Origin of the sequence: Aureimonas sp. AU20 (genome assembly GCF_001442755.1) — a bacterium.
GTDB lineage: Bacteria > Pseudomonadota > Alphaproteobacteria > Rhizobiales > Rhizobiaceae > Aureimonas.
This window is the reverse complement of record NZ_CP006370.1, coordinates 59,828-72,109: the sequence shown is the minus strand read 5'-3', so window position 1 is coordinate 72,109 and position 12,282 is coordinate 59,828. Positions and strand designations below refer to the sequence as shown.

Here is a 12,282-nt window from a genome sequence, read left to right as displayed (position 1 = left end):
CGCGATGGATCCGAAGGGATCGAAGATGCTGGTGACCGCCGGGGAGATCCTGGTCGAGATCATGGCCACCCGGATCGGCCAGACCTTTCTGGAGCCGGGGCCGCTCGTCGGGCCGTTTCCCTCCGGCGCGCCGGCGATCTTCATCGATCAAGCGGCCCGGCTCGGGCAGGCCTGCGGCATGATCGCGGCGGTGGGCGCCGACGATTTCGGCACGCTCAATGTGGAGCGGCTTAAGGCGAGCGGCGTCGACACGTCCGCCATCGCGATGCTGTCGGGCGTGCCCACCGGCACCGCCTTCGTGCGCTACGCGGCGGACGGAAGCCGGGCCTTCGTCTACAATATCCCGCTCAGCGCCTCCGGCCACATCTCGACCACGCCGGAAGCGCGCGCGCTTCTGGACAGGGCCGACCATTTCCACGTCATGGGCTCCTCGCTCTTTTCCCCAGTGGTGATCGAGGTGGTGGAGGACGCGATACGGGCCGTGAAGGCGAAGGGCGGGACCGTGTCCTTCGACCCCAATATCCGGCGCGAGATGCTGGACCTGCCCGGCATGCGCGAGGCGCTTGCGAGCGTCCTGGCATCCTGCGACCTGTTTCTGCCGTCCGGCTCGGAACTCTTCCTGTTCGCCAAGGCCGAGGACGAGGCCGGCGCGGTGGCCGAGCTTCTGGATCGCGGCGTTTCGACGATCGTGTTGAAGAAGGGCGCGGACGGGGCCGTCCATTACGACCGCGACGGTCGCACGGCCATGCCCGCCTTCGCCGCCGAAGAGATCGACCCGACCGGCGCGGGGGATTGTTTCGGCGCGGGCTTCGTCTGCGCCTGGCTTCGCGGCGCCGGCCCCGCCGAGGCGTTGCGCGTCGCCAATGCCTGCGGCGCCCTGGCCGTCCGCGCCAAGGGGCCGATGGCGGGCACGGGGACCCTGGCGGAAATCCAGTCCCTGATCGAAACCAGCCAGCGGGAGAGCGGACGATGAGCGCGGCGGCAACCACGGCGAGCGAGCGCTTCGCCGCGATCGCGCAGCGCTTTGCCGCCGGCGAGGCCGCCGGCATCTGCTCGGTCTGCTCGGCCCATCCGCTGGTGATCGAGGCCGCGCTTCGCCATGGGCTGGCGCATGGCACGGACGTCCTCATCGAGGCGACCTGCAATCAGGTAAACCAGGACGGCGGCTATACCGGCATGACGCCAGCGGATTTCCGGCGCTTCGTGGAGGGGATCGCCGCCGATCTCGGATTCCCGCTCGACCGGCTGGTGCTCGGCGGCGACCATCTGGGGCCCAATCCCTGGAAGGCGCTGCCGGCGGACGAGGCCATGCGAAAGGCCGAGATCATGATCGAGGCCTTCACGGAGGCCGGCTTCACGAAGCTGCATCTCGACACGTCCATGGGCTGCGCGGGCGAACCTGCGGCGCTCGCCGACGAGGTGGTGGCCGAGCGCGCCGCCCGGCTGGCGGCGCGGGCCGAAGGCGCCGCGCGCGGCGAGAGCAGCCCGCTCCCCGTCTATGTCGTGGGCACGGAAGTGCCGGTGCCGGGTGGCGCCTTCGAGGCGCTGGACCATCTTCAGATTACGACGCCGGACGCCGCGCGGCGCACGATCGAGGTGCATCGCGAGGCTTTCGCGAAGGCCGGTCTTTCGGAGGCGTTCGGCCGCGCAGTGGGCGCCGTCGTGCAGCCGGGCGTCGAGTTCGGCAATGCCGAGCTCGTGGTCTACGAGCCGGACAAGGCGCGAACCCTGTCGGCCAGTTTGCAAGACCTGCCGGGCTTCGTGTTCGAGGCCCATTCCACCGACTATCAGCCGGCGGTGGCCCTGCGGGCGCTGGTGCGCGACGGGTTCGCCATCCTGAAAGTCGGCCCCTGGCTCACCTTCGCGCTGCGCGAGGCGCTCTACGGCCTTTCCGCCATCGCCGACATTCTCGTGCCGGCCAAGGGCGAGGAGACCCTGCCCGAGACCATGGAACGGGTGATGCTCGCCGCGCCGGGCAATTGGCTGAAATACTATCCCGGCGACGAAAGCGAGCAGCGGCTCCAGCGCCACTACTCGTTCAGCGACCGCATCCGCTACTACTGGCCGGAGCCGGAGGCGAAGGCGGCGGTGGAGCGTCTTCTCGAAAGGCTCGGCGACAGAGCCCTCCCGCTGCCGCTCGTCAGCCAGCATCTCGGGCAGCTCTATCCGCTGGTGGAAGCCGGCGAGGTCGAGCCCCGGCCAAGAGCGCTTCTTCTGGCCAGCGTGACGCGCGTTCTCGACATCTACGCCGAGGCGATCCGGCCCTGACGAAGCGCGGCGGCGCGCGTCAGTCCTCCACGACCTGCGCGAGCGCGGCGTCGAGCCGCTCGCCCTTCATCACCAGCTTGGGCCGCAGCTTCGCGGCCCGGCTTTTGACATCCTCGATATTGCCGGCTCGTCCCACCTGAACGGCGCCGAGCATCGACATCATGAGATGCGGCGGGCAGACATAGAGATAGACGCCCTCCTACTCCAAGAGGACCGAAAACCGCTCGTCCACGGTGCTTTTCCAAGCCTTCGCGCCGTCCGGCACGGCATAGGACTGGACGAAATGGCCGCTATTTCCGGGCACGAAGGTCACCGTGTCGCCCGGCTCGGCCTGCAGGAAGGCCGGCTCGAACACCATTCCGCCGTCCTTCCCATAGTTCAGCATCCGCACCTCGTGCTCGGCGGCCTGTCCCGGCGCGGCGAGGAGAAGCACGGCGATCGCGGCGGCGAGAGCGGGTTTCACTTTTGCGGTTCCTTCTGAGGAGAGGAGCAGGATCGACGCACGTTTCCGAGCGGCTGAACCATGGGCGAGCCCCCGCGATCGTGCAGAATCTCGACCTCGACGCCGTAGACGGCGCCGATGAGATCGGCGGTGACGAGGCTTCGCGGCGGGCCGCAGGCCCGCAACGTTCCGTCCGCCACGACGAGGAGCGTGTCGGCATATTGGCAGGCGAGATTGAGATCGTGCAGCACCACGACGGTCACCCAGCCTTTGGCCCGCGTTTCGCGGCGCACGAGGTCGAGAAGCGCGATCTGGTGCTTGAGATCGAGGGCGCTGACCGGCTCGTCCAGCAGCATCGCGGCGGGCTCGCGCATGAGAACCTGCGCGAACATGGCCATCTGGCGCTGGCCGCCGCTGAGCGAGCCGATCGAGCGGTTGGCGAGAGCGGCGATGCCGCAATCCTCCAGCCGCGCCATGGCGTCGTGCAACGTCTCGTCGTCGACATGGAACTGGAGGCGGCCCAGCCGACCGAGCACCACGACCTCCAGAACCGTCATCGCGACATCGGCGGCGCTGTCCTGCGGCATGTAGGCGAAGGCGTGGCGCCAGGCTTTCAGCGCCGCGCCCGGCCGACCGGGGCCGAGACGGAGCCTACCAAGTTCGATCTGCCCCGTCGCCAGCGGCAGATCCGCGAAGAGCGCGCGCAGCAGCGTCGTCTTGCCCGCGCCGTTCGGGCCGATCACGGCATGGATGCGACCGGGCTCCAGCGACGCGCTGACGCCTTGCAGGATCGTGCGCCCGCCGCGCGACACGTCGACGGCATCGAGCCGCATCATCGGCCCGTGCCCCTTGGTGCGAAGATCAGCCAGAGAAGAAAGGGCACGCCGACGATGGCGGTGACGATGCCCACCGGAAACAGGGCGCCGGGCACGATCGACTTCGACAGGACGGAGGCGGCCGACAGGATCAAGGCGCCGCAGAGCATCGACATGGGCAGGAGAAAGCGCTGATCCTCGCCGACGCTCATCCGCGCGATATGCGGCGCGACGAGACCGACGAAGCCGATCACGCCGACGAAGCTGGTGGCGGTCGCCGTCATCACCGCGACGATCACCAAGGTCTTCATGCGGAGCCGCCGGACATCGACGCCAAGACTCGCCGCCCGCGTTTCGCCCATGCGCAGCGCCGCGAGCTTCCAGGAATCGCGCAGGAGCAGGGCGCCGCAGAGGGCGGTGACGGCGGTTGTCAGCCAGAAGGTCGGCCAGGTCGCCTTGGTCAGGCTGCCGAAGAGCCAGAAGAGGATTTGCTGGGAGAGCTCGGGCGAAGACAGGAACTGGATCAGCGAAAGGAGCGACTGGAAGAGGAACAACAGCGCGATGCCGCCGAGAATGATCGTGTCGCCCCGCATCCGCCGCATGGAGGCGAGCGCGAAGAGAAACAGGGCGGCCAGCATGGAGAAGACGAAGGCGCCGATGGGCACGGCGATCATCGCGTCGAGCCCGAAACCGCCGAGCGCCAGGACGAGTGCGGCGCCGAAGCCTGCGGCCGCCGCCATGCCGAGCGTGTAGGGACTGGCCATCGGATTGTCGAGGATCGTCTGCATCTGGGCGCCGCCCGCGCCCAGCGCCGCGCCGACGCTGAGCGCCATCAGCGCCATGGGCAGGCGCAGCTGCCGGACGATGGAATCCGTCATCTCCGCCCGCTCGCCGAGTCCGGTCAGCGAGCGCAGCACCTCGCCGGGCGGCAGCAGCGACGGCCCGGTCGCCACGTCGAGAACGAGACTGACCGAGGTGGCGAGCGCGAAGAGCGCCAGCGCACGCCAGCGCCGTCGCTCGCGGCGTCGGTGGTCGGCGATCGCGCCGGCATGCTTGGAAGCGGATGTCATGGAATGTCCGTTGCAATACGCGGGAGGCGTCAGCCCCAGCGCCGCGCCTCGCTCTGGCGGCTTCAGCCCTTCACGTCGATCGCGAACGTGCCCTTCGGCACGACAGGCAGATACTTGGCGTAGTAGCCGAGATAGTTCGCCACCGGATCGACGTCGGCGAAGGCGGCGGGGTAAAGCTGCTTGGCGATGAACTGCACCATCGCGAAGTCGGAATTGGTGCGCGAGGCGCCCTGGTAGACGCCGAAGAGCTGGCCGTTCTTCACGGCGGGAAGCTGCGCCCAGCCGGGACGGCTCTCGAAGGCCTTCAGCTTCTCCCGCGCCACGGCGGGCTCCACACCCTGGCCCATCGGAAGGGCGGCGGGGTTCTTGTTGTTCTCGCGGCCGGACAGAAAAATCGCGTCCGGCTTGGACGCCAGCACCTGTTCGGGGTTGATCGGCCCCCACCATTCCACGAAGGGCGCGGCGATGTTGTCGCCGCCGCCGGCGGTCGCCATCGCGCCCCACATGTTCTTGCCGTAGGTGAACGAGTATTCCGCCGGGCCCTTGTTGCCGAACTCGACATAGACCTTCGGCTTGAGCAGCCCGGACTTGGCCACCCGGTCGGCCACGTCCTTCAGCGCGCCCTCGTAGAAGGAGGCGATCTCGCCGGCCCGTGCCTCCTCGCCCGTCAGCGTGCCGAGAAGCCGCGTCGAGGCGGCGTGGCGCTCCACGGTCTGGGCGTTGTAGTCCACCACGACGATGGGAATGCCGTTTTCCTCGATGCGATCGGCATCGAGCCCCAGCGCCTTGTACTGCCAGTCCGCCAGAACCAGGAGATCGGGCTTGAGCGCCAAGACCTTCTCGACGGAGAAGGTCTGCGCCTCGACCTCGCCGACATCGGCGATGTCGGTCAGGGACGGGCGATGGGCCGTGTGCATGGCCCAGTTGGCGGGCACCCAGCCTTCCCAGGCCTCGCGCGACAGGCCGACGACGCGATCGAAGGCCTTCTCCCCGCCGACCGCCATATAGTCCTCGAAGTAGAAACCGAGAACGACGCGCTGGGCGGGCAGGTCGACCTTCACCTCGCGTCCGATCACGTCGGTCACCGAGCGCGGCTCGGCGGCCGCGAGCGTCGTCGCAGCCAAGGCCAGAAAAGGGGCGATCAAGCTCGCCGCCGCGATGCGGCGCAGGGTCATGGACACGATGGTCTCCTGAAGAGGAACGTAAGCAGAAAGCCGCCTACCACCCACGGATACCATCGGCAACAAGTTTAGTTTGGAAGTATTTTAGAATAGAACGCTTCTATTCGACGTTCAGTAATATCGCCTTATCATTGCAGTTGCTTTTCATGAAAATCCATCTGCGCTCGCGGCCGCGTTCCGTTGCTTACGGGCGAGACCTCATGGGCGCCGGTCCGGTCGAGGCCCGCAGGTCGAGCTCGTTGCGAAGGACGTGCCGGATCGGCTCCTGCGGCGTGTCGGCCGCGATCGCCTCGATCAGCATGCGCGCGCCCGTCCGCCCGAGTTCGAAACGGGGCTGGCGGATCGTGGACAGGGCGGGGCGGCAGAAATCGGCGAATTCGATGCCGTCGAAGCCCAGCACCGAGACCTCGCCCGGCACGTTGACGCCGGCCTCCTGGATCGTGGTCATGAAGCCGATGGCGTTCTCGTCGGACACCGCGATCACCGCGCTCGCACGTCGCTCGCCGGCAGCCAGAAACTCGTGCGCGGCCTCCACCCCGCTTTCCATCGAGAAGTCGCCCTGGCTCGCCCGTGTCAGCGTCAGCCCGGGGCCCGCCGCTTCGAAGGCGGCGGACAGGGCCTGCCAGCGCACGATCTCGTTGTAGTTCCCGGCCGGTCCGCAGAGGTAGAGAAAGTCGCGATGCCCGAGCGCTATGAGCTCGTGCAGGGCCCGCGCCATGCAGGCGTCCTCATCCGTCAGGATCGTGTGCGTTCCCTCGATCGCGGCGCAGAGCGAAACGAGGGGGAGCCCGGTGTCGAACATGGTGCGGCCGTCCACCGAGGCGACGAGCCCCGACAGGAGCACGGTGCCGTCGATCGTGCCGGAAAACATCAGGTCCATGAGCTGGCGGCTGCGCTCGCCCTCGACGGAGTCCACATTGCCGAGCACCATGGCGTAGCCCGCAGCCGCGAACTCGGCGTCGAGCCCGCGCAGAACCTCGGCGAAGAAGGGCGCGCTCCAGCGCTTGCGCGTGACGACCAGCACGGTGCGGCTGCGTTTGACGCGAAGCTGGCGCGCCGCCGCATTGGGCGTGTAGCCAAGCTTGGCGACGGCGGCGTGGACCCGGGCGCGCAACTCGGGCCGAACCTGATCCGGGCTGGCCAGCGCCCGGCTGACCGTGGCGGTGGAGACGCCGGCCTCCAACGCCACGTCGCCGATCCGCACCCCTTGCGCTGCACCGCCAACCCTGTTTTTCGCCAATGCCATGCTGCTCCGCAAGAACGATTTCAAGATCATCTTACTTGTAATCGATTGCAGTGTCGAATAGCATTAGTTTTGTAATCGATTACATCAGTCGAACGAGTCGTCTCTGGGAGGAGAGTCCATGTTGAAGCTGATGCGAGGTGCCCTTTTGGGCGCCACGATGTCTTGCGCTATCTTGTCTGGCGCCGTCTTGTCGGGTGCCTCGGCGCAGGAGCCGTTGCGGGCCGAAGTGATGCACTGGTGGACATCGGGCGGCGAGGCGGCGGGCGTGCGCGTCTTCGCCGATGCCTACGAGAAGGCCGGCGGAACCTGGGTCGATGCCGCGATCGGCGGCGGCCAGAACGCCCGTGCGGCGGCCATCAACCGCATCGTCGGCGGCAATCCGCCCACGTCCTCGCAGTTCAACACCGGCCGACAGTTCGACGATCTCGTCGGCCAGGGTCTGCTGGTGGATCTCGACGCCGTCGCCGCCGAGCAGAAATGGCGCGACGTCATCCCCGCGCCGATCGTCCAGGCGGCCTCGCGCGAGGGCAAGTTCTACGCCGTGCCGGTCAATATCCACGGCCACAACTGGATGTTCTACAACACCGAGACCTTCCAGAAAGCCGGGATCAGCGAAGCGCCCAAGACGTTCGACGCGTTCTTCGCCGACATGGACAAGCTGAAGGCGGCGGGTGTCACGCCCATCGCCTGGGGCGGCCAGCCCTGGCAGGAGGCGCTGGTGTTCGACGCCGTGCTGCTGGGCCAAGGCGGCAAGGACCTGTTCTACAAGGTCTATCGCGACAAGGACGAGGCGGCGATCAAGTCCGAGGCCTTCCAGCGCGTCGCCGCGACCTTCCACCGTATGCGCGACTATATCGACGCGGGCGCGCCGGGTCGCAACTGGAACGACGCCACCAGCATGGTCATCACCGGCCAGGCCGGCATCCAGATCATGGGCGACTGGGCCAAGGGCGACTTCATCGCCGCCGGAAAGACGCCGGGCAAGGAAGCGGGCTGCGCCCTCGTGCCGGGCGAGGCCGGCTATCTCATGGGCGGCGACGTCTTCGTGTTTCCCAAGATCGGCGGCGGCGCGGCGACCGAGGCTCAGACGCTTCTCGCCAAGACCCTGCTCGACCCCGCAACGCAGATCGCCTTCAACGAGAAGAAGGGCTCGATCCCCGTGCGCACCGATGTCGATGTCTCCAGCATGGACGCCTGCGCGCGCCGGGGCGCCGAACTGGTGAAGGACCCGGCCAACCAGATCCCGTCCGTCAACTTCCACGTTTCGGCCGACACGGTCGGCGCGTTGCAGGACACGATCACCTCCTACTTCAACGATCCCTCGGCGACGGCGGAAGATTTCGCGGCGGACTTCGCCTCCGTCATGACGGCCGCCCGCTGAGCGCGTCGGGGTCGCCTCCGGCGCGGCCCCGCACCGTCCCGAACGCTGAAAGGAAGCCCGCCCATGGCGACGCGCATCCGGCGCTCGGCCGTCCCGGTCGTCGCGCTGTCTCCCACGATCCTCATCGTTCTCTTCGCCTATGTCGGGACGATGGGATGGACGGTCTGGATGTCCTTCACCGGCTCCCGGCTGCTCCCGGTCAACACGTTCGTCGGCACCGAGCAATATCAGCGCCTGTTCGGCGATCCGCGCTGGCTGGTCTCGGTGCAGAACATGGCGCTGTTCGGCGTCCTGTTCATCGGCTTCTGCCTGGTTCTCGGCTTTCTGCTCGCGGTGGCGATCGACCAGCGCGTGCGCGGCGAGGACGGGCTGCGGACCATCTTCCTTTATCCGCACGCCATGTCCTTCATCGTTACCGGCCTCGTCTGGCAATGGATGATGAACCCGACGCTCGGCATTCAGGAGGCCGTGCAGTCCATGGGCTGGGCGAGCTTCCGCTTCGACTGGGTCGTGCGGCGCGACATGGCGCTCTATGCCGTGGTGATCGCCGGCGTCTGGCAGTCGGCCGGGCTGGTCATGGCGCTGATGCTGGCGGGCCTGCGCGGCGTCGACGAGGAATTGTGGAAGGCCGCCCGCGTCGACGGCATTCCGACTTGGCGCGTCTATGTCTCGATCGTGCTGCCGCTGCTCAAGCCGATGATCATCACCTCCGTGGTGCTGCTCTCGATCGCGGTGGTGAAGGTCTACGATCTCGTGGTCGCGCTGACCAACGGCGGCCCCGGCACGTCCACCGCCGTGCCCGCCAAATACGTGATGGACTACCTGTTCGAGCGCCAGAATATCGGCTTGGCCGCTGCCGCCTCGACGGTTCTTCTCGTCACCGTCCTCTGCGTCCTGGCGCCCTGGATCTATGCCGAATACTTCCGCAAGGAGAGGGGAGGCGCCTGATGACCACGATCGATACGATCTCGCCCGCGACCCTCGACCGCGCCGCCACCCATCGCGGCGCCCGGCCCCGGCGCCTCACGGCGGGCCGGGTCGGGCTCTACGCCTTCCTCGCCCTGTCGGCGGCCTTCTTCCTGCTGCCGCTCTACATCATGATCGTCACCTCGCTGAAGACCATGGACGAGGTGCGCCTCGCCAACATCTTCGCCTGGCCCGCCGATCCCGGCTTCCAGGCCTGGGTCGCGGCATGGTCCACGGCCTGCACCGGGCTCGACTGCTCCGGCATCCAGGTCGGTTTCCTGAACTCGGTGAAGATCCTCGTGCCGTCCGTGATCGCCTCGATCGCGCTCGGCTCGGTCACCGGCTACGCCCTGTCGCTCTGGCGGGTGCGCGGGGCCAATGTGCTCTTCGTGGTTCTGCTGCTCGGGGCCTTCATCCCCTATCAGGTCTTCATCTATCCCTTGGTGCGCATCTTCTCGACGCTCGGCATCTACGGCTCGCTGCCGGGCATCGTGCTCGTCCACGTCATTTTCGGCCTGCCGGTGATGACGCTCCTGTTCCGCAACTTCTATGCCGGCCTTCCGCCCGAGCTGTTCAAGGCGGCGCGCATCGACGGCGGCGGCTTCTGGCGCATCTTCGCCCATGTGATGCTGCCCATGTCGACGCCCATGCTGGTGGTCGCCGTCATTCTTCAGGTCACCGGCATCTGGAACGACTTCATTCTCGGCCTCGTCTTCGCGGGCCGCGAGAACCTGCCGATGACGGTGCAGCTCAACAACATCGTCAACGCCGCGCAGGGCGAGAAACTCCACAACGTCAACATGGCGGCGACGATCCTCACGGCCCTCGTGCCGCTCGTCGTCTATCTCCTGTCCGGCCGCTGGTTCGTGCGGGGCATTGCAGCGGGGAGCGTGAAGGGATGATGATGTCCAGCGTTCAGGCTATGAGCGTCGCGGTTCGCGAGCTCGACATCCACTACGGCGCGCTGCGCGCGATCGACAAGCTCGATCTGGAGGTGCGGCAGGGCGAGTTCCTCGTGCTGCTGGGGCCGTCGGGCTGCGGCAAGTCCACGCTGCTCAACGCCATCGCCGGGCTTCTCGACATCACCGACGGGGAGATCTGGATTTCCGGGCGCAACGTCACCTGGGCCGAGCCGAAGGATCGCGGCATCGGCATGGTGTTCCAGTCCTACGCGCTTTATCCGCGCATGAGCGTGGAGGAGAACCTGTCCTTCGGCCTGCGCATGAACGGCACGCCGCGCGCCGACATCGCGGCGCGCATCGCCAAGGCGGCGAAGATGCTGCAGCTCGAACCCTATCTCAAGCGCAAGCCGGCGGAACTGTCCGGCGGCCAGCGCCAGCGCGTCGCCATCGGCCGCGCCCTGGTGCGCGAGGTCGACGTGTTCCTGTTCGACGAGCCCTTGTCCAATCTCGACGCCAAGCTGCGGGCCGAGCTGCGGGTGGAGATCAAGCGCCTGCACCAGAGCCTCGGCAACACGATGATCTACGTCACCCACGACCAGATCGAGGCGCTGACGCTGGCGGACCGGATCGTCGTCATGAAGGGCGGCGTCATCCAGCAGCTCGGGCCGCCCGCGGAGGTCTATCGCCGCCCGGTGAACCGGTTCGTTGCCGGCTTCATCGGCTCGCCCGCAATGAACTTCATCGAAGGGCGCCTGGAGAACGGCCGGTTTCGCGCCGGGTCGCAGGACCTGCCGCTCAGTGGCTACGAATTCGCGGGCACGGGCGCGCCGCCGCCCGGCGAGGCCAGCCTCGGCTTGCGCCCCGAGCATATCCGTTTGAGGGGCGGGGAGGGCCCCGGCCTCGTTCCGGCCGAAGGGCGCATCGAGGTCGTGGAGCCGATGGGCGCCGACACGCTGCTCTGGACCAGCCTCGGCGGCCAGCCTCTGGCGATCCGCACCGACGGCGAAAGCGGCCACCGCGTCGGCGAAACGCTGCGCTTCGCGCTCGACATGCCCAAGGCCTCGCTCTTCGGACCGGACGGCGAACGGCTCTAGCCCAGCCACCCTTCCGCCCAGCGCCCGGCCCCAGCGAGACGGGCCGGACACCCCATCGTCCACCGCCGGCCCCGGCCTTCCCGCGCGACCACGGGGAAGGACGGCCGACGCGCGGCCTCCCGCCTTCCCCTTCGTCGCTTCACAAGGAGTTCGTCATGACCACCTTCTCCATGCAGCTTTATTCCGCCCGCAACGCTCCGCCGCTGGCGGACCGGCTGCGGGACCTCGCCGCCCTCGGCTACACCGATGTCGAATGCTTTCGCGGGCTCTACGACGACGTGCCGGCTCTCAAGGCGGCGCTGGACGCCAACGGCCTTTCGGCGCGCAGCGGCCATTTCAGCGTCGAGCTTCTGGAAAGCGATTTCGCCCGCTGCATGGAGATCGCCCGCACGCTCGGCAACGAGATCGTTGTTCTGCCCTATCTCCTGCCGGACGCGCGCCCGAGCGACGCGGCGGGCTGGCAGGCCTTCGGCGAGCGCGTGGCCACGATCGCCCGGCGCGTGAAGGCGGAGGGCCTGCGCGCCGCCTGGCACAATCATGATTTCGAGATGCGCGAGGTCGAGGGCGGCGGTCGGCCGCTGAGCTACATTCTCGACGCCGATCCCGCGATCGAATGGGAGGCGGATCTCGCCTGGGTCGTGCGCGGCGAAGAGGACCCCGCCGCCTGGCTCCAGCGCTATTCCGGCCGCGTCGCGTCCCTGCACGTCAAGGACATCGCGCCTGCCGGCACCAAGACGGACGAGGACGGCTGGGCCGATGTCGGCGAAGGCGTGCTCGACTGGGAAGCGCTGTGGAAGGCGGGCAAGGCGGCTGGGGCCGATCTGATGATCGCCGAACACGACAATCCCAGCGATTTCACCCGCTTCGCGCGCACGTCGCTCGCAGCTTTCCGGCGTTTCGAAGAAAGGAGCTGACCC

The 12,282-nt window shown here is 67.8% G+C and carries 13 protein-coding genes; 7 read left to right on the top strand and 6 right to left on the bottom strand.

What is annotated here, in order from left to right; all coding sequences use genetic code 11:
• The first annotated feature begins 4 nt into the window (after positions 1-4).
• A complete protein-coding gene (locus M673_RS21385; protein ID WP_061978762.1) occupies positions 5-973 on the top strand; it encodes a tagatose kinase in 969 nt (322 codons plus the stop codon).
• The gene (locus M673_RS21380; RefSeq protein WP_061978761.1) at positions 970-2,268 is read left to right on the top strand and encodes a D-tagatose-bisphosphate aldolase, class II, non-catalytic subunit; all 1,299 of its coding nucleotides are present in this window, start codon (positions 970-972) and stop codon (positions 2,266-2,268) included. The genes M673_RS21385 and M673_RS21380 overlap by 4 nt, the downstream gene beginning before the upstream one ends.
• Positions 2,269-2,287: 19 nt before the next feature.
• Here M673_RS21380 and M673_RS25170 read toward each other — a convergent pair whose 3' ends face one another.
• From M673_RS25170 to M673_RS21355, 6 genes are all read right to left on the bottom strand, one after another.
• Positions 2,288-2,431: a hypothetical protein gene (locus M673_RS25170; protein ID WP_306302812.1), complete on the bottom strand. Its 144-nt coding sequence runs from the start codon at positions 2,429-2,431 to the stop codon at positions 2,288-2,290.
• A 36-nt stretch (positions 2,432-2,467) separates the two neighbouring features.
• Complete coding sequence (locus M673_RS25165) at positions 2,468-2,731, bottom strand: hypothetical protein (protein WP_306302811.1); 264 nt, start codon at positions 2,729-2,731, stop codon at positions 2,468-2,470.
• Positions 2,728-3,546: an ABC transporter ATP-binding protein gene (locus M673_RS21370; RefSeq protein ID WP_061978760.1), complete on the bottom strand. Its 819-nt coding sequence runs from the start codon at positions 3,544-3,546 to the stop codon at positions 2,728-2,730. The genes M673_RS25165 and M673_RS21370 overlap by 4 nt, the downstream gene beginning before the upstream one ends.
• Positions 3,543-4,595, bottom strand: a complete 1,053-nt coding sequence (locus M673_RS21365) for a FecCD family ABC transporter permease (RefSeq protein WP_061978759.1) — start codon at positions 4,593-4,595, stop codon at positions 3,543-3,545. Before M673_RS21365 ends, M673_RS21370 begins: the two co-directional genes overlap by 4 nt.
• 62 nt (positions 4,596-4,657) lie before the next feature.
• A complete protein-coding gene (locus M673_RS21360; RefSeq protein ID WP_082639978.1) occupies positions 4,658-5,770 on the bottom strand; it encodes an ABC transporter substrate-binding protein in 1,113 nt (370 codons plus the stop codon).
• A gap of 190 nt (positions 5,771-5,960) precedes the next feature.
• A complete protein-coding gene (locus M673_RS21355; protein WP_187301365.1) occupies positions 5,961-7,022 on the bottom strand; it encodes a LacI family DNA-binding transcriptional regulator in 1,062 nt (353 codons plus the stop codon).
• Positions 7,023-7,179: 157 nt separating this feature from the next.
• Here M673_RS21355 and M673_RS21350 point away from each other — a divergent pair, with 157 nt between their 5' ends.
• The 5 genes from M673_RS21350 (at position 7,180) to M673_RS21330 (ending at position 12,279) form a co-directional block, all read left to right on the top strand.
• The gene (locus tag M673_RS21350) at positions 7,180-8,403 is read left to right on the top strand and encodes an ABC transporter substrate-binding protein (protein ID WP_061978957.1); all 1,224 of its coding nucleotides are present in this window, start codon (positions 7,180-7,182) and stop codon (positions 8,401-8,403) included.
• A gap of 63 nt (positions 8,404-8,466) precedes the next feature.
• Positions 8,467-9,351 carry a carbohydrate ABC transporter permease gene (locus M673_RS21345; RefSeq protein ID WP_061978757.1) on the top strand — a complete coding sequence of 295 codons (885 nt, stop codon included), beginning with the start codon at positions 8,467-8,469 and terminating at the stop codon, positions 9,349-9,351.
• On the top strand, positions 9,351-10,271 hold the full coding sequence (locus M673_RS21340; protein WP_061978756.1) for a carbohydrate ABC transporter permease: 921 nt from the start codon (positions 9,351-9,353) through the stop codon (positions 10,269-10,271). The genes M673_RS21345 and M673_RS21340 overlap by 1 nt, the downstream gene beginning before the upstream one ends.
• Positions 10,272-10,273: 2 nt before the next feature.
• Complete coding sequence (locus M673_RS21335; protein WP_374700977.1) at positions 10,274-11,365, top strand: ABC transporter ATP-binding protein; 1,092 nt, start codon at positions 10,274-10,276, stop codon at positions 11,363-11,365.
• A gap of 155 nt (positions 11,366-11,520) precedes the next feature.
• The gene (locus M673_RS21330; protein WP_061978755.1) at positions 11,521-12,279 is read left to right on the top strand and encodes a sugar phosphate isomerase/epimerase family protein; all 759 of its coding nucleotides are present in this window, start codon (positions 11,521-11,523) and stop codon (positions 12,277-12,279) included.
• Positions 12,280-12,282 lie beyond the last annotated feature (3 nt).

What these genes read in the sequence shown, in the direction of transcription:
- M673_RS21385 (WP_061978762.1), top strand. Translation starts at nt 5, where the DNA reads ATGGATCCGAAGGGATCGAAGATGCTGGTGACCGCCGGGGAGATCCTG.
- M673_RS21380 (WP_061978761.1), top strand. Translation starts at nt 970, where the DNA reads ATGAGCGCGGCGGCAACCACGGCGAGCGAGCGCTTCGCCGCGATCGCG.
- M673_RS25170 (WP_306302812.1), bottom strand. Translation starts at nt 2,431, where the DNA reads ATGATGTCGATGCTCGGCGCCGTTCAGGTGGGACGAGCCGGCAATATC.
- M673_RS21370 (WP_061978760.1), bottom strand. Translation starts at nt 3,546, where the DNA reads ATGATGCGGCTCGATGCCGTCGACGTGTCGCGCGGCGGGCGCACGATC.
- M673_RS21365 (WP_061978759.1), bottom strand. Translation starts at nt 4,595, where the DNA reads ATGACATCCGCTTCCAAGCATGCCGGCGCGATCGCCGACCACCGACGC.
- M673_RS21360 (WP_082639978.1), bottom strand. Translation starts at nt 5,770, where the DNA reads ATGACCCTGCGCCGCATCGCGGCGGCGAGCTTGATCGCCCCTTTTCTG.
- M673_RS21355 (WP_187301365.1), bottom strand. Translation starts at nt 7,022, where the DNA reads ATGGCATTGGCGAAAAACAGGGTTGGCGGTGCAGCGCAAGGGGTGCGG.
- M673_RS21350 (WP_061978957.1), top strand. Translation starts at nt 7,180, where the DNA reads ATGTCTTGCGCTATCTTGTCTGGCGCCGTCTTGTCGGGTGCCTCGGCG.
- M673_RS21345 (WP_061978757.1), top strand. Translation starts at nt 8,467, where the DNA reads ATGGCGACGCGCATCCGGCGCTCGGCCGTCCCGGTCGTCGCGCTGTCT.
- M673_RS21340 (WP_061978756.1), top strand. Translation starts at nt 9,351, where the DNA reads ATGACCACGATCGATACGATCTCGCCCGCGACCCTCGACCGCGCCGCC.
- M673_RS21335 (WP_374700977.1), top strand. Translation starts at nt 10,274, where the DNA reads ATGTCCAGCGTTCAGGCTATGAGCGTCGCGGTTCGCGAGCTCGACATC.
- M673_RS21330 (WP_061978755.1), top strand. Translation starts at nt 11,521, where the DNA reads ATGACCACCTTCTCCATGCAGCTTTATTCCGCCCGCAACGCTCCGCCG.